The sequence below is a fragment of the Variovorax sp. LjRoot84 genome, assembly GCF_964254305.1.
Taxonomy (GTDB): Bacteria; Pseudomonadota; Gammaproteobacteria; order Burkholderiales; family Burkholderiaceae_C; genus Variovorax.
This window is the reverse complement of record NZ_CAXUTE020000001.1, coordinates 753786-777312: the sequence shown is the minus strand read 5'-3', so window position 1 is coordinate 777312 and position 23527 is coordinate 753786. Positions and strand designations below refer to the sequence as shown.

The 23527-nt window shown below is 67.8% G+C and carries 25 protein-coding genes; 7 read left to right on the top strand and 18 right to left on the bottom strand.

All coding sequences use genetic code 11. The features are described from left to right. Positions 1 to 3: 3 nt before the first annotated feature. From ACSQ9I_RS03940 to ACSQ9I_RS03920, 5 genes are read right to left on the bottom strand one after another with little or no spacing between them, the layout of a single operon-like run. Positions 4 to 483: an aromatic-ring-hydroxylating dioxygenase subunit beta gene (locus ACSQ9I_RS03940; RefSeq protein ID WP_436295331.1), complete on the bottom strand. Its 480-nt coding sequence runs from the start codon at positions 481 to 483 to the stop codon at positions 4 to 6. Further along, positions 483 to 1796 (bottom strand): aromatic ring-hydroxylating dioxygenase subunit alpha, encoded by a 1314-nt coding sequence (locus ACSQ9I_RS03935; RefSeq protein WP_436302762.1) that lies wholly within the window; start codon positions 1794 to 1796, stop codon positions 483 to 485. Before ACSQ9I_RS03935 ends, ACSQ9I_RS03940 begins: the two co-directional genes overlap by 1 nt. 15 nt (positions 1797 to 1811) lie before the next feature. After that, complete coding sequence (locus ACSQ9I_RS03930) at positions 1812 to 2795, bottom strand: PDR/VanB family oxidoreductase (protein ID WP_436312347.1); 984 nt, start codon at positions 2793 to 2795, stop codon at positions 1812 to 1814. Positions 2796 to 2813: 18 nt separating this feature from the next. Then, entirely contained in the window at positions 2814 to 4313 is a 1500-nt protein-coding gene (locus tag ACSQ9I_RS03925; RefSeq protein WP_436312346.1) for an indolepyruvate oxidoreductase subunit beta family protein, read from the bottom strand. 10 nt (positions 4314 to 4323) lie between these two features. Further along, positions 4324 to 6507, bottom strand: coding sequence for a thiamine pyrophosphate-dependent enzyme (locus ACSQ9I_RS03920; protein WP_436312345.1), 2184 nt, complete (start codon positions 6505 to 6507; stop codon positions 4324 to 4326). A 137-nt stretch (positions 6508 to 6644) separates the two neighbouring features. On the opposite strand from ACSQ9I_RS03920, the gene ACSQ9I_RS03915 reads away from it, so the two are divergent. Beyond that, the gene (locus ACSQ9I_RS03915; protein WP_436312344.1) at positions 6645 to 7130 is read left to right on the top strand and encodes a MarR family winged helix-turn-helix transcriptional regulator; all 486 of its coding nucleotides are present in this window, start codon (positions 6645 to 6647) and stop codon (positions 7128 to 7130) included. A 6-nt stretch (positions 7131 to 7136) separates the two neighbouring features. Here ACSQ9I_RS03915 and ACSQ9I_RS03910 read toward each other — a convergent pair whose 3' ends face one another. The 10 genes from ACSQ9I_RS03910 to ACSQ9I_RS03865 form a co-directional block, all read right to left on the bottom strand. After that, positions 7137 to 8003 (bottom strand): quinone oxidoreductase family protein, encoded by an 867-nt coding sequence (locus tag ACSQ9I_RS03910; protein WP_436312343.1) that lies wholly within the window; start codon positions 8001 to 8003, stop codon positions 7137 to 7139. Continuing rightward, entirely contained in the window at positions 8000 to 8800 is an 801-nt protein-coding gene (locus tag ACSQ9I_RS03905; RefSeq protein ID WP_436315710.1) for an alpha/beta fold hydrolase, read from the bottom strand. Before ACSQ9I_RS03905 ends, ACSQ9I_RS03910 begins: the two co-directional genes overlap by 4 nt. Beyond that, positions 8800 to 9804, bottom strand: a complete 1005-nt coding sequence (locus tag ACSQ9I_RS03900) for a 3-hydroxybutyryl-CoA dehydrogenase (RefSeq protein ID WP_436315709.1) — start codon at positions 9802 to 9804, stop codon at positions 8800 to 8802. Before ACSQ9I_RS03900 ends, ACSQ9I_RS03905 begins: the two co-directional genes overlap by 1 nt. Beyond that, entirely contained in the window at positions 9794 to 10867 is a 1074-nt protein-coding gene (locus tag ACSQ9I_RS03895; protein ID WP_436315708.1) for an NAD/NADP octopine/nopaline dehydrogenase family protein, read from the bottom strand. The genes ACSQ9I_RS03900 and ACSQ9I_RS03895 overlap by 11 nt, the downstream gene beginning before the upstream one ends. 84 nt (positions 10868 to 10951) lie before the next feature. After that, positions 10952 to 11629: a phosphoglycolate phosphatase gene (locus ACSQ9I_RS03890; protein ID WP_436312342.1), complete on the bottom strand. Its 678-nt coding sequence runs from the start codon at positions 11627 to 11629 to the stop codon at positions 10952 to 10954. 91 nt (positions 11630 to 11720) lie between these two features. Beyond that, positions 11721 to 11918, bottom strand: coding sequence for a hypothetical protein (locus ACSQ9I_RS03885; RefSeq protein ID WP_436312341.1), 198 nt, complete (start codon positions 11916 to 11918; stop codon positions 11721 to 11723). A 72-nt stretch (positions 11919 to 11990) separates the two neighbouring features. Continuing rightward, a complete protein-coding gene (locus ACSQ9I_RS03880) occupies positions 11991 to 12590 on the bottom strand; it encodes a hypothetical protein (protein WP_436312340.1) in 600 nt (199 codons plus the stop codon). After that, on the bottom strand, positions 12494 to 12871 hold the full coding sequence (locus tag ACSQ9I_RS03875; RefSeq protein WP_436312339.1) for a hypothetical protein: 378 nt from the start codon (positions 12869 to 12871) through the stop codon (positions 12494 to 12496). Before ACSQ9I_RS03875 ends, ACSQ9I_RS03880 begins: the two co-directional genes overlap by 97 nt. Before the next feature lie 9 nt (positions 12872 to 12880). Next, complete coding sequence (locus tag ACSQ9I_RS03870) at positions 12881 to 13192, bottom strand: hypothetical protein (protein WP_436312338.1); 312 nt, start codon at positions 13190 to 13192, stop codon at positions 12881 to 12883. Positions 13193 to 13342: 150 nt separating this feature from the next. Next, positions 13343 to 14017 (bottom strand): LuxR C-terminal-related transcriptional regulator, encoded by a 675-nt coding sequence (locus ACSQ9I_RS03865; RefSeq protein WP_436312337.1) that lies wholly within the window; start codon positions 14015 to 14017, stop codon positions 13343 to 13345. 237 nt (positions 14018 to 14254) lie between these two features. On the opposite strand from ACSQ9I_RS03865, the gene ACSQ9I_RS03860 reads away from it, so the two are divergent. After that, on the top strand, positions 14255 to 15580 hold the full coding sequence (locus ACSQ9I_RS03860; RefSeq protein WP_436312336.1) for a DotU family type IV/VI secretion system protein: 1326 nt from the start codon (positions 14255 to 14257) through the stop codon (positions 15578 to 15580). A gap of 24 nt (positions 15581 to 15604) precedes the next feature. Next, positions 15605 to 16696 (top strand): type VI secretion protein IcmF/TssM N-terminal domain-containing protein, encoded by a 1092-nt coding sequence (locus ACSQ9I_RS03855; RefSeq protein ID WP_436312335.1) that lies wholly within the window; start codon positions 15605 to 15607, stop codon positions 16694 to 16696. 6 nt (positions 16697 to 16702) lie between these two features. Here the strand turns inward: ACSQ9I_RS03855 and tssJ are convergent, their stop codons facing one another. Then, positions 16703 to 17260, bottom strand: coding sequence for a type VI secretion system lipoprotein TssJ (gene tssJ / locus ACSQ9I_RS03850; RefSeq protein WP_436312334.1), 558 nt, complete (start codon positions 17258 to 17260; stop codon positions 16703 to 16705). Between the two features lie 71 nt (positions 17261 to 17331). Here tssJ and tssA point away from each other — a divergent pair, with 71 nt between their 5' ends. From tssA to ACSQ9I_RS03830, 4 genes are all read left to right on the top strand, one after another. Then, a complete protein-coding gene (tssA, locus tag ACSQ9I_RS03845; protein ID WP_436312333.1) occupies positions 17332 to 18363 on the top strand; it encodes a type VI secretion system protein TssA in 1032 nt (343 codons plus the stop codon). 33 nt (positions 18364 to 18396) lie between these two features. Beyond that, a complete protein-coding gene (gene tssB, locus ACSQ9I_RS03840) occupies positions 18397 to 18918 on the top strand; it encodes a type VI secretion system contractile sheath small subunit (protein WP_212733719.1) in 522 nt (173 codons plus the stop codon). Between the two features lie 33 nt (positions 18919 to 18951). Then, positions 18952 to 20448 carry a type VI secretion system contractile sheath large subunit gene (gene tssC, locus ACSQ9I_RS03835; protein ID WP_093110792.1) on the top strand — a complete coding sequence of 499 codons (1497 nt, stop codon included), beginning with the start codon at positions 18952 to 18954 and terminating at the stop codon, positions 20446 to 20448. A gap of 126 nt (positions 20449 to 20574) precedes the next feature. Then, entirely contained in the window at positions 20575 to 21057 is a 483-nt protein-coding gene (locus ACSQ9I_RS03830) for an Hcp family type VI secretion system effector (protein WP_093110882.1), read from the top strand. Between the two features lie 45 nt (positions 21058 to 21102). On the opposite strand, the gene ACSQ9I_RS03825 is transcribed toward ACSQ9I_RS03830, so the two are convergent. Both ACSQ9I_RS03825 and tagH read right to left on the bottom strand, forming a co-directional pair. Further along, on the bottom strand, positions 21103 to 21879 hold the full coding sequence (locus ACSQ9I_RS03825) for a PP2C family protein-serine/threonine phosphatase (protein WP_436312332.1): 777 nt from the start codon (positions 21877 to 21879) through the stop codon (positions 21103 to 21105). A gap of 22 nt (positions 21880 to 21901) precedes the next feature. Continuing rightward, the gene (gene tagH / locus ACSQ9I_RS03820) at positions 21902 to 23512 is read right to left on the bottom strand and encodes a type VI secretion system-associated FHA domain protein TagH (RefSeq protein ID WP_436312331.1); all 1611 of its coding nucleotides are present in this window, start codon (positions 23510 to 23512) and stop codon (positions 21902 to 21904) included. Positions 23513 to 23527 lie beyond the last annotated feature (15 nt).

Below are 23527 nucleotides of genomic sequence, written 5' to 3'. Positions count from 1 at the left end.
TCCCTAGATGAAGAGCTGCACGGCCGGCAGGGCCGCGTCGCAGTTGAGCAGGTTGACGCGCTTCTGCGTCATGCGCAAGGCGCCGTCTACCACGCTGAGGTGATGGAAGAAGGTGCCGACGTAGAACTGCAGTTCGTCGCCCTGCGATTCGGTGTAGTGGAACTCGGTGCGCAGCACATAGCGATTGCCGGCCTCGTCGAACTCCTCGACCGTGGGCGTCTGCAGCAGGTGATGGCAGCGGCTCGGCGGCTGCTGAGAGAACGCACGCGGGCTCTTGAGACGCTCGACGCGCAGGTCGCGTAGAAGCTTGTCTTCGTAGAGATGCGATGTGTGGTTGATGCCGTCTTCCTGGTCTGGCACCAGCGGCACCCAGTAGTAGGCATCGTCGGTGAAGAGCGCATTCCACTCGTCGAAGCGCTTGGCGTCGAGCATGCGCGACTCGTGGACGACGAAGTCGATCAGGTCCTGGTGGGTGACGGCCATCACATGGTCTCCGTCATGTAGCGCGCCCAGCTTCTGTACTGGTTGCGCATCGGCAGTTCGTTGGTTCCGCCTGTCGTGATCTCGCCACCGGCCAGCTCGGCAGGGTCGTAGTTGCGGTGCAAGCTGACCCACTCGTTGCCGCTCGCATGCAGCCCGGCCTGGATGCCGCGGTAGGCCTGCAGGTCGTCGTGGCCGACGACCGAGAAGGGCGAGTTGATGAGCCGGTTGTACATGGTGGTGCGCGCGAGCAGCTCGGGCGGCGCGCCCTTCAGGCGGAAGGTCCAGCTCTCGATCAGCGTCTTGTCGACCGCGATCGGCTTCACCACGCGGATCGCCTGGATCGCGCCCTTGATCGTGAGGTTCGGGTAGTACACGGTGTTGTGCCGCGCCATGCCGAGGATCTGCGCGGTGCGCTCCTCGCCGTACTTCGCCTTCATCGCATCGTCGTAGGCGGGAATCGCCTTGTACTTGCTGTGAATGCTGAAGTGCACGCCCGTGAAACTGTGACCGTTGTCGTAGATGCGGATGCCCATGTCCTCGAAGAACTTGTAGTCCGACATGAAGGGCACGAACTGCTCGACGGCCATCGGCTTCGGCTCGTCGGCCGGCTTGTCGGCCCACATGCGCTTGGCGGTGCCGGCCGAGGACTCGTGCGCCACCATCGGGTGCATGGTGTCGTTGAGGTTCTCGACGAACATCTTCCAGTTGCACTGGTGCATGAAACGCAGGCAGCCGCCGGCGATCTCGAGCTCGCCCTCGGGCGAACGGTCGGCCATGTTGTCGATGGAGCTCAGCGAGTCGCCGAAGTAGTCCTCGAAATCCGGCCCCACGTCGTTGATCTTGACGAAGATGAAGCCGCGGTAGCTGCGCACATTGCGGATCGTGGTCAGGCCCTTGGCCGATTCGCACTCGTGCAGCTGCGTGCCTTCATAGCCGTTCTTGAGCGGGATTGCGAGCAGCGAGCCGTCGGTCTTGAAGGTCCAGGCGTGGTAGGGGCAGCGAAAGAACTTGCCGGTGTTGCCGCAGGGTGCCGTCACCAGCCGCGAGCCCTTGTGCGCGCAGCGGTTCATCATGGCGCGCACCGAGCCGTCGGTGTGGCGCACGATGATCAGCGGCCGGCCGGCGATCTCGTTGCTGATCCAGTCGCCCGGCTTGGGAAGCTGGCTTTCGTGCCCGGCGTAGTTCCAGGTGTTGGCGAAAAAGTGCTCCTGCTCCAGCTCGAACAGCTCCTGGCTGGTGTACAGGTCGCGGTGCACGCGGTCGGCCTGGACCAGCGCGCGCACGGCATCGGGGTTGCCTCGGTACGAAGTCATGTTCCTGCTGCTCCTTCAGATGTCCAGCACCAGCCGCGGCCCCTTGGCGCGCGAGATGCAGATCTGCATGACGTTGCCTTCCGCCTTTTCGCGCGCGCTCAGCACGTAGTCACGATGGTCGATCTCGCCCTCGAGCACGGCCGTCGTGCACACGCCGCATTCGCCGCGCTTGCAATCGAACATGGGATCGCAGCCGTGCTCGATCAGGCAGTCGAGGATGCTCTGATCGGCCGGAACCGTAAAGCGCTGGCCCGATTGCGCCAGTTCCACCTCGAAAGCCTGGTCGCCCTCCTCGGCCACCGAGGTGGTGAAGAGTTCGAAGTGCACGCGATCGTGTTCCCAGCCGCGGGCCTGGGTGCGGGCCAGCACGGCATCGAGCATCACCTTGGGGCCGCAGACATAGAGGCGGTCGCCTGCCGGGCAGTCGTCGAGCAAGGCGTCGATGTCGAGCGGTCCGCCGGCTTCGGCGTCGGCGTGGACGCGAAGATCTTCGCCCAGCAACGCCCGCAGCTCCGGCAGGAAGGCCATCAGCTCCTGGCTTCGGCCCGCGTAGTGCATGCGCACTGGCGCGCCTTCGGCCCGGCGGCGTGCGGCCATGCTCGCAAGCGGCGTGACGCCGATGCCACCCGCGACCAGCACCGTGCCGCCAGGGCCGGTGTGCAGCGGGAAGTCGTTCTTCGGCGCTTCGATGGTGAGGAGATCGCCCTCTTTCAATCGCTCGTGCATGAAGCGCGAGCCGCCGCGGCCATCGGCCTCCTTGCGCACAGCGATCCGGTACTCGGCGGGCGCGTTGGTGGCGTTGCGCGCGGTCGCGAAGTTGATGAGCGAGTAGTGGCGCCAGTCCTGCGTGCCGTCGGGCAATGCCACCTGGACACGGATGTGGGCGCCGGCGGCATAGCCCGGCAAGGCGCTGCCATCGTCGGCCTTCAGGCGCAGCATCCGGATCAGCGGATTCAGTTCGCGCGCCTCGACGACGCGCAGTTGGAGGGTGGCGGTCATGGTGTTCGCATCCCTTTTTCAGGCCAGCGCATGCTGCGCCAGCGCGGCTTGCAGTTTGTGCCCGTGTTCATCGGCGAGCGCGGCGTCGCGCAGTTCGCGCAAGGTGGCCGGCGCGAGCCCTGCGCCGGCGCGCTGGAAGGCGGCCATCACCGTGTCGTAGTTGCGCAGGCCGCGTTCGTGGGTGTCGCTGTAGCCCTTGACCAGGCGCTGGCACTGCGCGACTTCGACCGCGAGTTCGGGATGCCGCACTGCGGTCGCGGCGATGCGCTGCAGCCATTCCTCGATGCGGCGGTTCTCCTCGGCATAGCGCAGCGTGGACCGGCGCCAGCGCTTCATCGCGGCGACGGTGCGCAGCATCAGATAGCCGTGCAGCGAGCTGGTCTGGATCACACGGCCCTTCTGCGTGAGCCCTTCCACCAGCCGGCGGGGCAGGCTCGAATTCATCAGCCAGCGTCCGATGCCGGCTGGCAGCGTCTCGCAGATTTCCTGCAGGCGAGGATGCATGTACTCGTTGATCGCGAGCACCTGCCCGTCCTTCACGCCGGCTTCGCCGCGCACGCGCTCGAAGCGCGAGGAGCGGGTCTTGAGCGCGGCGACGCGGGCCGTGTCCTCGTAGGACATCCACAGCGCAAGGTGGCGCGCGGTCTCGCGCAGCAGGCGGTGATCGTCGTTGCTCGGCAGCGCGGCGATCGCGGCCGCGCGGTCGAGGTAGAGGGCTGCGTAGGCCAGGTCCTGGTAGTCGATGAGCCGGCGCACGCCTTCCAGCAGCACCGGGTGCACAGAGGCGGGAAAGTCGCGCTGCACGCGCTCGACCAGTGCGCGCACGGCGGGATGTTTCGGCTGCGGCGCGGCGGCGGGCAGGTCCATCGGCGCCTCTTCCACCGCTGCACCTTGCGCACGCACGAAGGCAGCGCCGAAGGCCTTGAGGCTCGGCTTGACGCCGACGCCGCCGCGCTCGATGGTGGCCTCGAAATTCGCGCGGCTGAAGGGCAGCACGCCGGCGCCGGCCAGCGCGCCGAACAGCACCGCACTGATCACGCTGCCCGCGTCTTCGGCGGCCTGCGCCATGTCGAAACGGATGAAGCGCTTGGCGGCCTTGTCCGCATGCGCGAGCAGCTGCGCGCTGTCGACGCGCCCGTCGCCCATCGCGCTCTTCTCGGCGATCGAATAGACGCGGTGCGTCGACGCGACCAGCGTGGTGCGCTCGCGCGTGACCAGCCCGCGCTGCACCGCGCGGCCGGCTTCCATCAACTCCGAGGCCAGCACCACGTCGACGTCGCCGGGCAGCGGCATCAGCGCCAGCACCGGCCGGCCGCCGTCGGCCTGGGCCTGCGCCTCGGGGTAGAGCTCGACGTAGTAGATGGTCGCGCCGGTGCGCTGGGCCACGCCCGGCACCGAGGTGGTCTGCGCGACGTAGCCGTTGCCCTCGCCCATGTCGACGATCCAGTCGGCCAGCACGCCGCCGCCCTCGCCGCCCATGGCGAGGATCGCTATCTTGATAGGTTGTTGTTGCGTCATCGCGTGGCCATCAGAAGGCGTACTCGGCGCGGCGTTTCGCCTCGCCACGTTGGAGCCAGCCGATCACCGCGCCGCGCACGCGTTCGCGCAAGCGGTCCCAGCCGTTCGGGTTGCTGACGATCTGCGCCTTGTAGAACGATGGGCACAGCACCGCGGCATGCGAGACATCGCCGCAGTTGCCGCAACCGACGCAGCTGTCGAGCACGGTCGCGACCGGATCGGTGCGCAGCGGATCGGGATTGGCCTTGATCGACAGCGAGGGGCAGCCCGAAAGCCGGATGCACGAGTGGTCGCCGGTGCAGGTGTCGGAATCGACGCCGAACTTGTCGCGCACCACGCGCTTGCCCTCGGCGATCGCCTTGCGCACCAGCGGCTTCTCGCGGCGCTGCTTGTTGAGCATGCATTCGGACTGCGCGATCAGCACCTTGGGGCCCTTCTCCTTGGTGGTCAGCGCCTCCTTGAGCGCGTCGCGCATGCCTGCGACGTCGTAGGTGCGGCGGATCGTCCGCACCCACTTCACGCCCACGCCGCGCACCGCGCGCTCGATCTCGTGGCCGGTGCTGCGCGTCGCGTTGTGCGCGGTGGACGACAGGATGTCCTGGCCGCCGGTGGCCGAGGTGTAGTTGTTGTCGACCACGATGGTCAGGTTGTCGCTCTTGTTGAAGACCGCGTTGGCGACGCCGCTGGTCAGCCCGTTGTGCCAGAAGCCGCCGTCGCCCATCATCGAGATCGCGCGCTTGCCCGCCGGCGCGTTGAGCGCGGCGGCGCCGGCGCCGCCCAGGCCGTAGCCCATGGTGGTGTTGCCGATGTTGAAGGGCGGCAGGATCGAGAACAGGTGGCAGCCGATGTCGGCGCTGACGTGGTGGGGCCCGAGCTCGCGCTCCACCAGCTTCATTGCGCTGAAGATCGGGCGCTCAGGGCACCCCGTGCAGAAGCCCGGCGGGCGTGCATGCACGTTCTCGTCCAGCGGCAGGGCCGGTTCGGGCGCGCCATCGACACCGACGTCGGCGACCTCGATGAGCGGGATCACCCTGCGCACCGGCGCGGGCACCGGCAGCGGCTGCAACCGACCGTAGCGCTCGCCGAAGCTGCGCGCGCCCTTGAGCAGTTCGGCCGCGGTGTATTCGCCGGCCACCGGCAGCATGTCCTTGCCGTGCAGCGCCGTGGTCGAGCCGGCCTGGCGCAGAATGGTCGCGAGGTTCTGCTCGACGAAGTTGGGTTGGCCCTCTTCGACGATCAAGACCGCGCGCTTGCCTTCGCAGAAGCGCAGCACCTCGCTCTCGATGACCGGGTAGGCCACGTTCATCACGTAGAGCGGCACCCGGCTGTTGCCGTAGACGTCGGCCAGGCCCAGGCGTTCGAGTGCGCGCACGAGGGTGTTGTAGCTGCCGCCCTGCACGATGATGCCGATGTCGTCGGCGTCTTCCGAGAAGAACTCGTTGAGCCCGTTGTCTTCGATGAAGCGCACCGCGGCGGGCCAGCGGTCCTTCACCTTCTCTTGCTCGTGCACGAAGCTGGCCGGCGGCAGCACGATGCGGCTGACGTCGCGCTGCGGGTTCTCGAGCGCATCCTTGATCGTGAAGGCGGGCCGCCGGTTGGCGCCGGCCACGAACTGCCCGTGCACATGGCAGGCGCGGATGCGCAGCTGCAGCATCACCGGCGTGTGGCTGGCCTCCGAAAGCTCGAAGCCCTTCTTCACGGCATCGACGATGCAGGGCAGGTTGGGCCGCGGATCGAGCAGCCAGATCTGCGACTTCATCGCGAAGGCGTGGCTGCGCTCCTGCATGATCGAGGAGCCCTCGCCGTAGTCCTCGCCCACGATGACCAGCGCGCCGCCGGTCACGCCGCCCGAAGCCAGGTTGGCCAGCGCGTCGGAGGCCACATTGGTGCCCACCGTCGCCTTGAAGGTCACGGCGCCGCGCAGCGGGTAGTTGACCGAGGCGGCCAGCGTGGCGGCGGCCGTGGCCTCGCTCGCGCTGTTCTCGAAGCGGATGCCCTGCTCGGCCAGGATGTCCTGGGCGTCGGCCAGCACGTCCATCAGGTGCGAAATAGGTGCACCCTGGTAGCCCGCGACATAGGAAACACCCGATTCGAGCAGCGCCTTGGTGACGGCCAGAATGCCTTCGCCCCGGAACAGCTCCCCCTCCGAAAGTCGGAGTTTCTTGACCTCCTCGACGAACGATCGTTCAGCCATGATGTGCCTTGTTCCTCATGACGGCATTGGCCGCCTCATCGTGCAGTCCATATAATGTTGACAACTGAATGTATCCACAATCATGAATTACCCTAGACATGCAAGCTGCGTGCCTGCCGCAGACCCGGGGACCCTTCATGGCGACGAAGCCCGCTAAGCCGCTGCGCTTCGTCGACGACTACCTGCCGGCGCTGCTGGCGCAGGCCAGCCAGCTGATCTCTACGGAGTTCCACGTGGTCGCGCGCCAGCACGGTTTCTCGGTCTCCGAGTGGCGGGTGATGGCCTCGCTGGCGGGCGGCGAGCCGATCAGCATCGGGCAGCTGGCCCAGGTCACGGTGACCAAGCAGCCGACGGTGACGCGCCTTCTGGACCGCATGGAATCCAAGGGCCAGGTCGAGCGCCTGCCCCATGACAGTGATCGGCGCATTACGCTGGTGCGCATCACACGCAAGGGCGCCAAGACGGTGGAGCACCTGATGGAGCTCGCCAGGGAGCATGAGCTGCGGGTGCTGGAGCCCTTCGGCCTGCTGCGCGCCGAGGAGCTGAAGATCACCTTGCGGCAGATGATCGAGCTGCATGCGCGCGTGCCGCTGGATACGGAAACGGACGAGACCGAGGAGTAAGGGCGCTCAGGGGACCAGGACCGCGCGGCCTCGGTGTCCGCGTTGGGTGATCCAGTCGAGCGCGGTGGCGGCCTCGTCGAGGCGGAAGGTCTTGATCTCCAGCTTCAATCGCCCATCGCCCAGGCGCGCCAGCAGTTCGGGCGCGGCGGCGCGACCCGCGGCCTCGCACCTGAACATGTTGAGCGGCAGCAGTGCGACGTCGCGCTGGAGGAAATGCGCGATGTCCAGCGCCAGCGTGTTGCCGGCGGTGTAGCCGACCAGCACCGCGCGGCCGCCGGGCGTGACGCGGGGCAAGGCCGCTTCGAGCACCGGCCCACCGACGGTATCGAGCAGCAGGTCCACCGGGTCCTGCACATCGCCGGCAGCGGTCAACACCGTGGCACCCGCGTCCCGCGCCAGCTGCACCGCCATCGACCCGACCGCGCCGGAGGCACCGGTCACCAGCACCCGCTCGCCGGCCTGGAGCTTCGCGATCTCATGCAGCGCGACCCAGGCCGAGGTGCAGGGCGAGAAGAAGGCCGAGCCGAGGGCCATGTCGACCTCGTCGGGAAGAAGGCCCAGCGCCTCATCGGGCGCATCGATCAGCTCGCACCAGGTGCCGTCGGCGGTGATGCCGAGGCCTGCGCCGCGCAGCCAGACGCGCTGGCCCGCCGTGTAGCGTTCGCTCGCCACCACAGTCCCCGCGGCCTCGACGCCCGGGACGTAAGGCAGCGGCGGATGCCGGAGAAAGCCGCCGCTCCAGACCGTGCGATCGATATGCCCCACAGTGGCCGCGGCCATGCGGACGATCGTGCGGCCGGCGCGGGGCTGCGGGTCTTCCATCTCTTCGAGCACCGGCGCCGCACCGAAGCCGTGGATGCGCACGGCCTTCATGGCAGCGTCTCCAGGAAATCGAGCACCGCCGCGGCGAAGGCTTCGGGCATCTGGTCGGGCAGGGGCACCATGCCGCCGGCGATGTCGACGATGCGCGCATGCGGCAGATGCGCCTGCAGTTCGGCTGCGTGCGGCGCAGCGAAAGGATCCTCGGTGGCGCGCAGGATCAGCGTCGGCTGCGCGATCTTCGCGATGCGATCCTCCATCCGATAGGACGCGACGGCCCGGTGCCCCTCCTCCAGCCGCTCGCCGACCCTGAGCGCATCGCGCACGAAGGCTTCCAGCAGCTCGGGCCGGTTCGGCGGGTAGAAGGACTGCCGCTTCTGCCACAGCGCCGCGAGATGGCTGCCGTCGGTGCTCGGCGCCACCTCGTCGATCGGCGGCCGCTCAGCGCGGGCGCGGCGGAAGGCCGCATCGGTGTAGGGCGTGGAAGACAACACCAGCCCATGCACCCGGTCCGCGAAGGAGGCAGCCAGCTCGACTGCGATGACGCCGCCCGTGTGGTGGCCCACCACGTGCGCGCGTGCAATGCCCAGGGCATCGAGCAGCTCGACTGCGACGCGCGCCCACTGCTCGATGCTCGCGGGCGCCGGTCCGACGTCGGAGTCGCCGAAGCCCGCGGTGTCCATCGCCACTGCCCGGAAGCGCTCTCCGATCAAGGGCAGCACGTGCCGGTACTCGGCCCAGCTGCGCGGGGACTGGTGCAGCAGCAGCACCGTCTCGGCGCGCGGATCGCCGCAGCTCGCGTAGTGCACCTGCCCGACCGACAGATCTGCGAACGCGCGGCGGACCTTCATCATGGCTGTGTCTTGTCGGCCGGCGGCTGCCAAAGCCCCGCATGCCGGAGCATGCCCAGCGTGCGCGCAAGCACGTCGCGCCGGTAGGCCGCGACATCGCGGCCGTCGTAATCGTAAAAGCCGCTGCCGGTCTTCAGGCCCAGCCGGCCTTCGGCCACCATGCGATCGACGATGGCCGGCGCGGCGTAGCGCCCCTTGTCGATCGATGCCGACATCTCGCGGCTCGCATGGTGCAGGATGTCGCAGCCGCCGAAGTCGATGAACTCCACCACGCCGAGCGCCGCGAAGCGCAGGCCCAGGCCGTAGCGCGTGGCCTTGTCGATCTCCTCGGCGGTGGCCGCGCCCTCCTCGATCATCCGCGCCGCCTCGTTCATCACCAGCGCCTGCAGCCGCGGCACGATGTAGCCGGGCGAAGCGCCGCAGACCACCGGCAGCTTGCCGATCTGCTCCATCAGTTGCTTGGTGCGCGCCAGCACCGCGGCATCGGTGCCCGGGTGACAGCTCAGCTCCACCACAGGGATCACGTAGGCCGGATTGAGCCAGTGCATGTTCAGGAAGCGCTCCGGCCTCTTCACCAGCGCCGCGAGCTGCGTGACCAGGATGCTGCTGGTGGTGGAGGTCAGGATCGCGTCGCCGCGGCAATGCCGGTTGAGCTGCTCGAAGGCCTCGCGCTTGGCCTCCAGCGTCTCGGGCACGCCTTCGAAGACCAGCTCGGCCTGGCCCAACGCGCGCGGCGCGTCGGCGGCCTTCACGAGCTCGACGCGGTCGGCAATCGCACTCACCTGCGCAGCCTCGACGACGCCAAGTTGTGCGAGCCCCGAGAGGCTGGCTTCGATCTCGGCCCGCGCCTCGGCGCACAGCTTCTGCCAGGCCTCGTCGCCGCGCGGGCGCAGGTCGACCAATGCGATGCGATGGCCCGCATAGGCGAAGGCGATCGCGATGCCGCGGCCCATGCGGCCCGCGCCGACGGCGGCAAAGCGCGGCGCCGGCGTCTCATTCGCCATCATGCAGCCTCTTCTTCAGCTCGGCCTTGTCGAGGACGGCAAGGCCTAGTCGCTCGAAGGTGCGCGGGCCCCGGCGCAGATCGCGGCCGAGGAAGCCGCCGACGATGGCCAGCAAGCCGTGCGCGATCGGCGCATCGACGCCTGCATAGCGCGCCGCCGAGGCGAGGAAGGCCAGGCCCAGCTCGGTGTCTTCGGTGATGTAGCGGTGAGCGTAGAGGTCGATGTTCTCGCGCCAGTCGCCCGACTTGACCAGTTGCTTGTGGGCGTCGCCGTACATCCACTGGTCGTTGTTGTAGTGGTCGGCCAGCGGATAGTGCGGCGCGGGCTGCCCGAAGGCCTCGCGCACGGCGATGCGCTCCTGGTCGAGCCGATCGGTCACGTCGCGCACCGCGCGCTGCGTGCCCTCGTTGTGGATGTCCCAACGCTCGAAGTGCTGCAGCGGCGCGGCGTTCATCACCATCAGCGGCGGATGAATGACCGGCCCTGCGTTCATCAGCGCGCCCGACAGCGCATCGCCGCAGCCATGCACGCTCGGATAGGCCTGGCGGATCACTTCCAGCGCCTGCTGCGCGTTGCGCGCCGGGTACACGCCGGTCGGCAGGCGAATGGCGCGAATCGTGACGTTGACCTCGCGCTCGCCGTGCTTGCGCGCCAGGTAAGGCAGCGTGCCGGTCTCGGCCCAGGCGACATCGGCGCGGCTGCCGGCTTCCTTGGCGATGCGCGCCATCACGAAGCTGCCGAAGGTGCCGGGCGGCAGGAACACCACCTGGCCATCGACCAGATGCGGCGCCATGGCGCGGGCGATGTCTTCCTGCGCCACGGCCGGCGTCGGGATCACGATCAGAATCGCTCCACGCAAAGCCTCGCCGATGTCGGCGGTCGCCAGCGCGATCGGTACTTCGCGCGCGCCGCGCGCGTCCTTCAGCGTGATCGAACCGGCCAGCCGCACGGCGGCGAGCGCATCGGCGTCGCGGCGCCAGAGCCGCACTTCGTGGCCGGCTTCGGACAGGTCGGCAGCGGCGGCGTAACAGCCGTGGCCGCCGCCCAGGATGGCGATTTTCATGGTCGAGAAGAAGTTGTAGGCCACGGGCCGCCGATCCGCAAATCAACGGGCTCGCAGATACATTACTTTTCAACCATTCAATTGTCAACTATCAAGAACCCGACCCAGCTCTGCCAGCGAATCGACGAAGCCGTCGGCATCCACGCCGCGCACCGGCTCGCCGTGGTTGTAGCCATAGCTCACCAGCACCACCGGGCAGCCCGCCGCCCGGGCCGCGCGCGCGTCGTTGCTCGAATCGCCCACCATCAGAGTGCGCTCCGGTGCGCTGGCGAGCGCCTCGCAGGTCTTGACGAGCGGCAGCGGATCGGGCTTCTTGCGCTCGAAGGCGTCGCCACCGAACACCACGTCGAAGTAGCCGTCAAGTCCCTTGGCGGCGAGCAGCGGGCGTGCGAAGGCAGTGGGCTTGTTGGTCAGGCAGGCCAGGCGCAGGCCATGAGCACGCAGCACCGTCAACCCCTCGACGACGCCGGGATAGACATCCGAATGCCGGCCGTTGATGGCGAGATAGTGATGCTGGTAGCGGCGCCAAGCCTCGTCGAAGAGCGCGTTGTCGGCGGCGCGGCCGTCGCGCACGTGGCGCAGCACCGAATGGATCAGGTGCTCCGAGCCCTTGCCGACCATGGTCGCGACGGCTTCGGCCGCGACTTGGCGCAATTCGAGCCCGTCGAGCATGCAGTTCAAGGCAACGACGAAGTCGCCGAGGGTGTCGACCATGGTGCCGTCGAGGTCGATGATCGCGGCGTCGAAGTTTGAAAGGTGCAAACGAGTGGTGGTCAAAGCGCGCGGTGGGAAGCCCGGAATCGCCTTGATTCTGCCGCGTCGCAATCAGGGCTCGCGGCGGCGACGGCAGGCCTCAGGCCTCGGCCAGCTGCGGGCTCGGTTCGAGCCAGCGGTTCGAAGGCACAGAGACCGGGGTGAAAACCTTCCAGCGCGCGGCATGCGCGAGCGTGCTGCACTGCACTCGAAGCAACACCTCGTGGCTGCGCGCCATCTTGCGCCAGTCAACCAGATCGAAGCTATCGATCGGGCTGCGCACGCCCAGGGCGATCAACCCCGACAGCGAGAAGTCCTCCCAGGACGTGTAGCGCGCGCGGGCTATCTCCTGCAGCCGCTTGAGCGCAGCTTACGCGTTCAGTCTGGATACATATCCGGCCGAAAAACCCAGGCGCACCAGGTAGGACGCCTGCTGGATCTTCCAGGCCACCGGATTCAGGTGAACATCCTGGATCTGCTTGGCCTCGACCACGCGCGCATCCTGCGCCAGGAATCTGCAGACCTCCTGCAAGGCCGCATACGCGGCGGAGTCGACGACGTGACCGCTGCGCCAGGCCGCATAGGCAGCTCTCTCCGCGGGAAAACCTGTTCCCAGGATCGACGCCGAGGCCTGGCTCTCTCCCTCGAGCCAGGCCGCGACCTTGAGCTTCTCCTGCATGCTCTCGGCAATTGCCGTCAAGCTCAGGTCCGAACCTGCAGCCTCCCCGATATCTGTCGCGTCCTTCCGCAGAATATGCACCATGCCGACGAAGCTGGACCCATAGGTCGCGCCCGTGAGCAGGTTGAGTACCTTGCTCTTCCCATCTTGCTCGGAGATTGCCGCCGCCACCATGCTGGCCGGTTCGGCGAGCTTCAGCTTGTCTGATGGAAATGCCTGATTCCAGATCCTGGCCGCCTTGTCGGCTCGATGACCATCGGCGCCAGAACGTTGGCCTTCTTGTGCGTGCAAGCAGCCGTAATCACCAGCGTCCCGGCAATGTTGTGCTCCTTGCGCTGCTTGGCGACCTGGCTGACACCGGCGGTCGCCATCTCCGTCGCAGCGTCGACGCCGAGATGGCTGGACGAACCGGCGATGAGACCCTTGATAGCGGACAAGCTTGCTGCCATTCCTTCGTCGTTCTGCTCGAACGAGAAGTACTGCGACTCCATCTTGAGAAAATCCGTTGAAATTTCCATCATCTTGAGCGTCGTTTTCTCGAAGTCGATGGGGCTTTCGAGGCCTTGATGCACGCTGTGCACCTACGCCTTCAACGGCCGGATCTTGGCCTCGTTCTCCAGCCGGATGGCGGCGTAGTCCGCCGCCGCCTTGGAGATTTCCTTCTTGATCTGCTCGCTCATTGCCTTGACGTCGTGCGGATCGACTTCCATGGCGATCAGCTCGTGAACCGTCATGTCGATGCTGCGCTTCATCGAGATGAACGAGTTCAGGATGTCCTGCGCAGCGTCGATCTCGGCGTCGAGTTCGGCGATCTCGCTCAGCGTAGCGAAGGCGGCGGGGTCGACGATAGCGCCCAGCGTCAGCGACGGATCGTAGGGAATGATGGAAGGCATGGTCTCTCGATGGTTGGTTTGCCGTGAGGGCAGCTGCCGCGCGAACGCGCTCTGGAAACAGTCTGCGTGACGCGCGCCCTTGCCGCGCTGACCAAACAGCGACCAGGAAATGACCAGCGAATGACTCCGGCGCGACCGCCGGACGAAGGCTCAGGCTTCGGTGAGCGACTGGGCCGCCACCACCGCCTCGGTGCGGTTGCGCACGTTGAGCGCGCGGAAGATCGCCGCCAGGTGGATCTTGACCGTGCCCTCGCTGATGCCGAGCGCGCGCCCGATCAGCTTGTTGGGCTTGCCCTGCGACAGCAGCTGCAGCACCTCGACCTGGCGCTCGGTCAGCACGCTGCGCAGGTGTTCGAGGGTCTGCGCCGCCGCGGCGGCCGATCCGCGTTGCATGGCGTCCGCGGTCGGCACGCCGGCCACGATGCCGGGCGGCACGGCCGACAGCATCATCGGCGGCACGTAGACGCCGCCGGCCAGCACCAGCCGCACGGCCGACAGCATGATCTCGGGCGAGTAGGCCTTCGGGATGAAACCCAGCACGCCGCGCTCGAGCGCAGTGCGCATGATGTTGGGGTCTTCGTAGCCCGAGAGCACGATGACGGGCACGGCCGGGTGGCGGCGCCGGATCTCGTCCACGTGGGCCTGGCCGTCGGCGCCGGGCATGTTCAGGTCGATCACGGCCAAGTCTATGTCGTCGGAGGCGCCCGCGAGCAACTCGTCGACGCTCATCGCCAGAACGAACTCGATGTCGGGCTCGATTTCCGACAGTTTGGCTTTGACCGCCTCGATGACGAGCCGGTGGTCGTCGGCGATCAGGATTTTCATGGCGGCCCCAACGTAGTGAATGAACTCAACGAATACCAAAGATAACGGCGATCGCGGCGCGCGGCAAGACTCGCCCGCTCCACGAACGACATAGTCCCCAAGCGATATGGCGGGCCCTGGGGGGCGTTGAAAGAATGAATTCCACATCCAACGAAGAACAGGGAGATCGGCATGTGCCATCGATGCAGGCGCAAACCCAAGGCTCCCACCGCCACCGAAGAATAGCGCGAGCGTTTCATGGCTCGCCTGTTCGACTGCTTCTGTCCCCTGTTCTCATTCGGCCTCGAACTCGACGCGGCGATCGCCGCCGGGCGCATGAGTCGGACGCCCGACGCGGTGCAGCGCCGCGCCCTGGACCTGCTCGAGGAGGCCCGGGTCACGGCCCGGGCCGCGGGCATCCCGGCCCAGCGCATCGAATCGGCGTCCTTCGCCATGGTCGCCTGGCTCGACGAGATCGTCGCGCGCAATGCCGGCTGGAGCATCGGCGTGACGCCGCTGCAGGTGCAGCTCTTCAATTCCAACAACGCGCACAGCGAGTTCTTCCATCACCTGTCGGCGCTGCAGGCCGACGACGGCGCGGTGCGCGAGATCTACTGGCACGCGCTGGTCCACGGCTTCAAGGGCCAGTACTACTTCGAGAACGGCGACAGCGGCGAGCTCGGCAAGCTCAAGGAGCTGCATGGTCAGCAACTGCCGGTGCAGCCTCTTGCACCGGGCACCCTGGCCGTAGAGCGCATCACGCCCCAACCCTACAGCGTGCCCGACCCGCCGGGTCCGCGCATCCCGGAGCGGCGCGAGCGGGCACTGCTGCGCGCCGCCGGCGCACTCGCGCTGCTGATTCCGCTGGTGTACCTGCTGGGCTCGATGCTGAACGGCCCGCGCGAAGCGCCGCCCACGCTGGCCCAGCGGGTCGAGCAGCAGCTCCAGACCTACGCCTGCGCCGACCTCGCCGCCACGGTGGGCGCGGACGGCGCGACGCGCGTGAGCGGCTTCGTCTCGCTGCCGGAAGACATGGCGCGCGTGGAGCGCGAAGTGCGTGCCATGCCGGGCGTGAGCGCGGCGAGCTTCCAGCTCCAGCTGCGCGTTTGGCCGCATTGCGAAGTCGTCGCCATCCTCAAGCCCTACCAGGCGCGCAATCGCGACAAGCGGTACGGCCTGAAGGTCGCCGCACTCAGCGCCCAGAACGGCCGGCTGCGCGAGGGCGACCTGGTGCTGGTGCAGGCCACGAACGCCGACTACGACGGCTATCTCTGGGTCGACTACTTCACCGCCGACGGCGCCGTGATGCATCTCAACGCGGGCCGCGGCCAGGCCCGCCTGCGCGCCGGCGAAAGCGTCGAGCTGGGCCGCGACATCCCATCGAGCTGGCTTGTGAGTCCGCCCTTCGGCACCGTGCTGGTCACGGCCCTTTCCTCGCCCGTGCCCTTCAACGAAACCGCGGACAGACCTCCTTTCGAACTGGCCTCACCCTATCTTCAACGGCTGCGCGAATCGCTGGCCGCCAACGAAGCGGGCGGGCGGCCGATCGCCGATTTCGTGTTCCTCGAAACCGTCTCGCGCTGAACAGCGCCGCGACCAGCTTCTTCCATGAACGCCCTGCACCCGTTGCCCACTTACTATTGGCCCCTGCTCGCGCTGTGCCTGCTGGGGCTTCTCGCTCTCTGGTGGTTCATGCTGGGCTCGCGCTACTTCGCGCGGCGGCGGATGCTGCGGCGGCGCATCGCAGTCCTCGGCCCGCCGTCGAACCCTTCGGAGCAGGCGGCGCTCGCCGCCCTGCGGCAGGCCATCGCGCAGGCGCGCGAGCTGCTTCTTCGTTCGCCGGCGCAGCGCGCGGTGCGCAATCCGCTCTACGACCAGCCCTGGTTCCTGTTCATCGGCGACGAATCGGCCGGACTGCCCGGGCTGCTGGCCGCGGCCCGCCGCGCCTCGCCACCGCCGCTGCAGACGGGGCCCGATACCGCCGGCGATGTCTTCTGGCGCTGGCACTTCCTGCGCTCGATGATCGCGATCGAAACCAGCCCGGCCGCGGTGCGCGAGCCGGCCTCGCGGCATGAGCGAGGCCTTTGGTACCAAGCCTTGCTGGCGCTCGCCCATCAACGCGAGCGCCAGCCACTCAACGGCATCGTGGTCTGCGTGAGTGCCGCAGGTCTGCTCGGCGACACAAAGGCACTGGCATCCGATGCGACGCGGCTGCGGCAGCGCGTCGACGAAGCGGCCGAGCATCTGCGGCTGCACCTGCCGGTCTACCTGGTCGTGACCGGCCTGGAGCGGCTCGCCGGCTACGGCGTGCTGCGCTCCGCCATGCCGCCGGAGGCGCTGGTCCAGGCGCTCGGCTACCGCCTGCCCGACAACGCGACAGCCGGCGCGCGGCCGGACGATCCCTTTGGTCCGATGGCCGACCGACTGCATGCCTTGCGCATGGGCTTGCTGCGCAGTCAGCCGGAGCCGGCGCGCCGGCTGGCGATTCACAGCTTCGTGGAGCAGCTGCGCGCATTGCAGCCGGGGTTGCGCACGCTGGTGGAGCGCATGTTCGACAACGGCCTCGGCCGCACGCTCGCGCCGGCGCACTGGCGCGGCCTCTATGTCGTGGCCGCTCCCGCGGACGGCGAGGACGACGCCTTCGTCGCGGACCTGTTCCAGCGCTTCCTGCCGGCCGACCAGCCGCTGGCGCGCGGATAGAAAAGGCTACTTCGCCGGCGGCGGTGGCGGTGGCGCCGGTTCGATGCGGATCTGGATCTGGCGCGCGCCGAAGTTGACGCCGACCAAGAGCGGCTTGCCCGGCTCGATCGCGCGCACCTCGCGCCAGCGCGCGCGGTCGAGGTCACGGTAGGCCGCCATCACGCCGATCGCCTTGATGTCGGCGGCCAGCGTCATCTCGAGCTTCTTGCTGTCGCCGGGCCGCAGCAGCAGTTCTTCGCGCTGGGCCATCTCGGCGCCGAGCGTGGCCTGGTCTTTCTCGAACAGCGAGAAGAAATCCGCCGCCTCGAAGGCGCCGCTGGTCTTGAGCGCATAGACGCGCACCGTGAGCGGCGAGGCCCGTCCGCGCGCATCGGGGTTGGCATCGGCACCTGCCGCCAGCGTCATCGTTATCGGCGTGACCACGGGCTTCGGCGGCGGCGGAGGGCTCGAACAACCGGCAGCGAACGCGATCGCCAGCAGCATGCCCAGGCCCGCCCGTACGCGCCGAAGCCCCGCATCCTGAAGACGTCCATAGGGCGAACGGCGTGTACCAGGGTCTCTCATGCTATTTCCTTCGTTGCATTGACCGGTCAGGGAGCATCTTTGATTATCCCTAGTGAACTCGAACAGGCAACATGCTGACTCCCGAACTCGTCGAAGCCCTGCAGGCTCCCATCAGCGAAGCCTCGCCATGCGGTGACGACCTCGAGTACGACCCTGCATTCACCGCATTGGCCGCGGCCGCGCAAGGCAAGCCCGAGCAACAGTTCGGGGACACCGTGATCCCCGCGGTGGAGCCCGAGTGGCGCTCCGTGGCCGAACAGGCGCAGGCCCTGCTGGGCCGGACCAAGGATGCCCGGGTCGCCGTGCTGCTGCTGCGCGCCAGCACCCGGATGCAAGGCATCGCCGGCTTCGTCATGAGCCTGCGGCTGCTGACCGGCTTGCTCGACCGCCACTGGGAAGGCATACATCCAAAGCTGGATGCCGACGACGACAACGATCCCACGATGCGCCTCAATTCGCTCGCGCCGCTGACCGACGAAGACATGGTGCTGCGCGACCTGTACGAAGCCAACGTCGGCGTGGCGCGCGGGGTCGGTCCGATCCGCGTGCGCGACGTCGCGATCGCGCACAACGCGCTGGCGCCGGCCGGCGCCGAAGCCGGCTACTCCGCCGCGCAGATCCACGGTGGGCTCGAGGCCATCCACGGCGAAACGCCCGAGGTGCTGCAGACGCTGATGGAAATGCCCACGCTCGTCACGCACTTGCAGACGCTGATCGTCGAGCGCACCGGCCGCACGGACCTGATCGATCTCGGGCCGCTGCGCGCGATTGCCACCGTATTGAGCAAGGCCAGCGCCGCCGTGGCCGGCACCACGGCGCAGGCCGAGGCAGAGGCCGAAGCTGCCGCAGATGCCGGCACCGGCAGCGCCCCCGCCGCGCGCGCCGCGGCACCCGGCGAAATCCGGACCCGGCAGGACGCGCTCCAGACCCTCGACCGCGTGATCCGCTATCTCGAACAGGCCGAGCCGGGCAACCCGGCGCCGCTTCTGATCGCACGCGCCAAGAAGCTCATCGGCGTCAGCTTCTTCGAAATCATGGCCGATCTCGCTCCAAACGCGCTCGACACCATCGAGACCGTGACCGGCAAGCAGTCGGTCGAGTAAGTCCCATCGCAACATCCACCCTCCCCAAGGAGCATGTCCATGTCCAAGAGCAGCCAGAAATTCATCGCCCGGAACCGGGCGCCGCGGGTCCAGATCGAGTACGACGTGGAGCTCTACGGCGCGGAGAAAAAGGTCCAGCTGCCCTTCGTGATGGGCGTACTGGCCGACCTCTCGGGCAAGCCAGCCGATCCGCTGGCGCCGGTGGGCGACCGCAAGTTCCTCGAGTTCGACACCGACAACTTCGACGTGCGCATGAAGGCCATGAAGCCGCGCGCCGCCTTCTCGGTGTCGAACACGCTGACCGGCGAAGGAGATCTCAAGGTCGACATCACCTTCGAGAACATGGAGGACTTCTCGCCCGCCGCCGTGGCCAAGAAGGTCGATGCGCTCAACAAGCTGCTCGAGGCCCGCACCCAGTTGTCGAACCTGGTCACCTACATGGACGGCAAGGGCGGCGCCGAAGACCTGCTGGCCAAGGTGCTGGAAGACCCGGCGCTGCTGCAGACGCTGGCCGCCAGCAAGAAGCCCGAAGAAGGCGCCGCGCCGGCCGCCTGATGCCCCATTTTTTGCACACGAGGAGAACCCGACATGGCTGAAGCACTCGAGCAGCAGAGCCCTCTGAAAGACGTTGCCTACGAAGGAAGCGACTTCTCGTCGCTCCTGCAGAAGGAGTTCAAACCGCGCAGCGACGAGGCCAAGAGCGCCGTCGAGGCGGCCGTGCTCACGCTGGCGCAGCAGGCGCTGGCCAACACGCAGGTCATCGGCAAGGATGTGACTAAGTCGATCCAGGCCATGATCGCCGCGATCGATGCGAAGCTCACCGAGCAGATCAACAAGATCCTGCACAACGAGGAGTTCCAGAAGCTCGAGAGCGCCTGGCGCGGCCTGCACTACATGGTGAACAACACCGAATCGGACGAGAACCTCAAGATCCGGGTGATGGACATCTCCAAGAAGGAGCTGCACAAGACCTTGAAGAAGTTCAAGGGCGCCGCCTGGGACCAGAGCCCGCTGTTCAAGAAGGTCTACGAGCAGGAATACGGCCAGTTCGGCGGCGAGCCCTTCGGCGCCATCGTCGGCGACTACCACTTCGACCAGAGCCCGCCCGACGTCGAACTGCTGGGCGAGATGGCCAAGCTCGCGGCCTCGGCGCATGCGCCCTTCATCACCGGCGCGAGCCCCAACCTGATGCAGATGGAGTCGTGGCAGGAGCTCGCCAACCCGCGCGACCTGACCAAGATCTTTGGGACGCCCGAGTACGCCGGCTGGCGCAGCCTGCGCGAGTCCGACGATTCCAAATACATCGGCCTGTGCATGCCGCGCTTCCTGGCCCGCACGCCCTACGGCGCGAAGACGAATCCGGTCGAGGAGTTCGACTTCGAGGAAGAGGTGTCGGGCTCCGACCACGGCAAGTACAGCTGGGCCAACGCGGCCTACGCCATGGCCACCAACATCAACCGTTCGTACAAGCTCTACGGCTGGGGCTCGCGCATCCGCGGCATCGAGTCGGGCGGCGCGGTCGAGAACCTGCCGCTGCACACCTTCCCGAGCGACGACGGCGGCGTCGACCAGAAGTGCCCGACCGAGATCGCGATCAGCGATCGGCGCGAGGCCGAGCTCTCCAAGGCCGGCCTGCTCTCGCTGATCCACCGCAAGAACTCCGACTTCGCCGCCTTCATCGGCGCCCAGTCGCTCAACAAGCCGGCCGAGTACGACGACCCTGACGCGACGGCCAATGCCAACCTCGCGGCGCGGCTGCCCTACCTCTTTGCCTGCAACCGCTTCGCGCACTACCTCAAGTGCATCGTGCGCGACAAGGTCGGCAGCTTCAAGGAAAGAGCCGACATGGAGCGCTGGCTCAACAACTGGATCATGAACTACGTGGACGGCGACCCCGCCAACTCCTCCGAGGAGACCAAGGCCCGCAAGCCGCTGGCCGCGGCGCAGGTGGTGGTCGAGGAAGTCGAAGGAAATCCCGGCTACTACAGCTCCAAGTTCTTCCTGCGCCCGCACTATCAGCTCGAAGGCCTGACGGTGTCGCTGCGCCTGGTCTCGAAGCTGCCGTCGGCGAAGGGCGGCAAATAAATTTCCGCGAAATCGTTGCAAACGCAGCGACCCGTTCGTTCTCTCTACAGCTGCCGAGCTGGCCCGCGGGGCGCACTGCGAGGAAGCTGATTTTTCTTGGTTCACACAAACTGAAAGGTGGGCATCATGGCCGTAGACATGTTTATCAAGATCGCCGACGTCAAGGGCGAGTCGAAAGACAGCAAGCACAAGGAGGAGATCGACTTGCTGGCCTGGAGCTGGGGTGCCAGCCAGTCGGGCAGCATGCACCTGGGGAGCGGCGGTGGCGCGGGCAAGGTCAGCGTCCAGGACCTGTCCTTCACCAAGTACGTCGACTCCTCTTCCAATGCGTTGCTGCTTGCCTGCTGCAACGGCAAGCACTTTGCCGATGCGACGCTCGTGGTCCGCAAGGCGGGCGAGGACGCACAGGAGTACCTCACGATCACGCTGAACGAAGTGCTCGTGTCGGCCGTCTCCACCGGCGGCAGCGGCGGCGAAGACCGCCTCACCGAGAACATCACGCTCAACTTCGCGAAGTTCAAGTACGAGTACAAGCCGCAGAAGGCCGACGGTACGCTCGATGCGGCCAAGACGGCGGCCTGGGATATCCGCGCCAACGTCAAAGCTTGAGCGGCCGGATCGAGGCGGGGCGCTCGGAGAGCGTCCTGCATGCGGTTAGGGCGGCAGCGGCTGCGTGACCTCGTCATCCATGCCGTCGGCGTGGGCCCACACCGTCAACGCGGTGTAGTTGTCGTAGCCCGGCTTGGCGTTGGCCCTGACCTGCTGGTCGATCTCCTCCACCCATCGGCTCGCGTCCTTCGCCGCGCGCAGCATCTCGAGCAGGCGCTCGTCTCCGAGCGGCTCCCAGACCCCGTCGGTACAAAGCAGCAGCACGTCGCCCGCCATCAAGGGCATGGGCGCGGAGACCGCGATCTCCGGCTGCTCTTCGACCGAGCCCAGCGCCGACAACAGCATGTTGCGCTGAGGATGAAGGCGAGCGCCCTCCTCGTCGAGCATGCCGCCAGCCACCATCTGCTGGACCAGGCTGTGGTCGACGGTGCGCGCCACCGGCGCGCCGGCGCGAAACAGGTAGGCGCGGCTGTCGCCGCTGTGGGCCCAGGCAATCTGGTTCTCGTGCAGGTCGACCGCGGCCAGCACCACGGTCGAGCGCATCGCCGCCAGCTTGCCGCCCTCGGCCTGGCGCGCCACGATGTCGAGGTTGGCGCGCGCGATGAGCCGGCGCAGCAGCTCGGCATCGAGCCCCGGATTTGCCGCGAAGCCCTCCAGCACGCTGCTGCGCGCGATGGCCGCCGCGACGTCGCCTCCGCCGTGGCCGCCTGCGCCGTCGGCCACCAGGCAGGCGACGAAGCGGCCGTCGTTCCAGTGGCCGAACACGTCTTCGTTGTAGCTGCGGCCGCCTTGCCTCGACAAGGTGACGATTTCTATGTCCACGGCCCCTCCTCTTTCGTTCTCTTCAACCGCCGCCGGATTTGAGGCGCGCCATCTGCTCTTCGTAGGCCTCGAGGAAGGCCTTGCCGAACAGGGTGTGGAAGTCGTCCTCTGCCTCGCTCGCGATGCCGGCATAGAGCGCGATGAACTGGTCCCACAGCTTGGCCTTGCGGTTGGCGGCGAACAGGCTGTCGAGTGCCGACTTGGCTGCGATCTTCTTTTCGAGCTCTTCCGGTCCGAAGCGCTCGATCACGTGGGCCAGCGCGGCCCGCATGCCGACCATCACGCCGAACTGGTGCGCGCGCAGATCGTCGAAGGCGTCGCGCATCGCGGCCTCGGCCGGCATGAAGCCGCGCACGCCGGGCCCCAGCAGATGCGCGAGCGCGACCTCGACGGTGGGCGAGAACTTCAGCGGGTTGTTGGCCTGCGCCGCGATCATCGTGACCTCGGCGCGCACCTCGCGCTTGAACTCCTGGCGCGTGAGCAGCAGTTGCAGCGTGCCTTCGGTCGCCGAACGCAGCAGGACGCCGACGCGTTCCATCAGTCCGGGCGTGAGCGCCTCGGGCATCGGGTGCATGCTGCCCAGGCCGCGCAGGAAGGCGGCCAGCAGCGCATCGGCCGGCACCGCCGCGGCCGGCGGCGATGGCGCGAAGCCCGGCGCTTTCGCGGCCAGCGGCGGGGGTACGGGTGCTTCGATCCGCGCGCCCGTCATGTCGTCGAAGCTCGGCGAGCCGAGCGGCGCATCCAGATCGTCCAGCAGCGACGAGGCTGCCGGCGGCGCGATCGCCACCGGCGGCACATAGCCGAACTGCCCGATCGGCACGTGATCGCTGCGCGGTGCCGGCGTCGCGGGCGCGCGGCCCTTCAATGCGGCGAACGGATCGAGTCCGCCCGCCGTGTTCGGCTGCAGCAACGGATCCGCAAGCGGCGAGAGCGCCAGCGGATCGCCGCCCAGGCCGCTGGGGCCTGCGCTGCCGCCGAACAGCGCGTCGATGCCGGCGGCCTTGCCCGCCGGCGGCGCGGCCAGGTCCGAAAAGTCGTCGAGCGCGCCCAGGCCCGCCGCGGCCTTGGCTGGTGCGCCGGAGGGTGCGGGCGCCAGCAGGTCGGCAAAAGGATCCGTGTCCGCGGCCCGGCCGCCGGCAGCGCCGGGGCCGAAGGGGTCGGGAAGCGGCACCGGCGCACTCGCCGCCGGCGCCGCGCGGCCTGCGGGCGCGGCAGGCGTTGCAGGCGCCAGCCCCGCGAGCAGGTCGGCAAAGGGGTCGTCGTCGCTGGCCGCCGGCACGTGCAGCGGCGCCGGCCGCGAGGCAGCGCCAGGCGCGTCGGCCGCCGCGTGCTGCACCGAGAGTTCGAAACTGCCGATCACCAGCCGATCGCCGTCCGCCAGCTTCACCTCGCTGCCCGAGCCCAGCGGCTGGCCGTTGCGCTGCATGGGATTGCTGCCGTGATCGGCGATGTAGAAGTCGCCGTTGCGAAACGAGATCTGCGCATGCATGCGAGATACCGTCCGGTCTGGATCCTGCAGCACCAGCGTGTTGGTGTCGGCACGGCCGATGGTGCCGCCGGCCGGACCGAAGCTGGCGGCGAGCGGCTGCCCGGGTGGCGCGCCCCGGACGTTGAGAACAGCGATCCGTATCACCTGGTGGCCTCTTTA

Bases quoted from the DNA above. Each gene is read 5' to 3' on its own strand.
- ACSQ9I_RS03940 (WP_436295331.1), bottom strand. From the start codon at position 483: ATGGCCGTCACCCACCAGGACCTGATCGACTTCGTCGTCCACGAGTCG.
- ACSQ9I_RS03935 (WP_436302762.1), bottom strand. From the start codon at position 1,796: ATGACTTCGTACCGAGGCAACCCCGATGCCGTGCGCGCGCTGGTCCAG.
- ACSQ9I_RS03930 (WP_436312347.1), bottom strand. From the start codon at position 2,795: ATGACCGCCACCCTCCAACTGCGCGTCGTCGAGGCGCGCGAACTGAAT.
- ACSQ9I_RS03925 (WP_436312346.1), bottom strand. From the start codon at position 4,313: ATGACGCAACAACAACCTATCAAGATAGCGATCCTCGCCATGGGCGGC.
- ACSQ9I_RS03920 (WP_436312345.1), bottom strand. From the start codon at position 6,507: ATGGCTGAACGATCGTTCGTCGAGGAGGTCAAGAAACTCCGACTTTCG.
- ACSQ9I_RS03915 (WP_436312344.1), top strand. From the start codon at position 6,645: ATGGCGACGAAGCCCGCTAAGCCGCTGCGCTTCGTCGACGACTACCTG.
- ACSQ9I_RS03910 (WP_436312343.1), bottom strand. From the start codon at position 8,003: ATGAAGGCCGTGCGCATCCACGGCTTCGGTGCGGCGCCGGTGCTCGAA.
- ACSQ9I_RS03905 (WP_436315710.1), bottom strand. From the start codon at position 8,800: ATGAAGGTCCGCCGCGCGTTCGCAGATCTGTCGGTCGGGCAGGTGCAC.
- ACSQ9I_RS03900 (WP_436315709.1), bottom strand. From the start codon at position 9,804: ATGGCGAATGAGACGCCGGCGCCGCGCTTTGCCGCCGTCGGCGCGGGC.
- ACSQ9I_RS03895 (WP_436315708.1), bottom strand. From the start codon at position 10,867: ATGAAAATCGCCATCCTGGGCGGCGGCCACGGCTGTTACGCCGCCGCT.
- ACSQ9I_RS03870 (WP_436312338.1), bottom strand. From the start codon at position 13,192: ATGCCTTCCATCATTCCCTACGATCCGTCGCTGACGCTGGGCGCTATC.
- ACSQ9I_RS03865 (WP_436312337.1), bottom strand. From the start codon at position 14,017: ATGAAAATCCTGATCGCCGACGACCACCGGCTCGTCATCGAGGCGGTC.
- ACSQ9I_RS03860 (WP_436312336.1), top strand. From the start codon at position 14,255: ATGGCTCGCCTGTTCGACTGCTTCTGTCCCCTGTTCTCATTCGGCCTC.
- ACSQ9I_RS03855 (WP_436312335.1), top strand. From the start codon at position 15,605: ATGAACGCCCTGCACCCGTTGCCCACTTACTATTGGCCCCTGCTCGCG.
- tssJ (WP_436312334.1), bottom strand. From the start codon at position 17,260: ATGAGAGACCCTGGTACACGCCGTTCGCCCTATGGACGTCTTCAGGAT.
- tssA (WP_436312333.1), top strand. From the start codon at position 17,332: ATGCTGACTCCCGAACTCGTCGAAGCCCTGCAGGCTCCCATCAGCGAA.
- tssB (WP_212733719.1), top strand. From the start codon at position 18,397: ATGTCCATGTCCAAGAGCAGCCAGAAATTCATCGCCCGGAACCGGGCG.
- tssC (WP_093110792.1), top strand. From the start codon at position 18,952: ATGGCTGAAGCACTCGAGCAGCAGAGCCCTCTGAAAGACGTTGCCTAC.
- ACSQ9I_RS03830 (WP_093110882.1), top strand. From the start codon at position 20,575: ATGGCCGTAGACATGTTTATCAAGATCGCCGACGTCAAGGGCGAGTCG.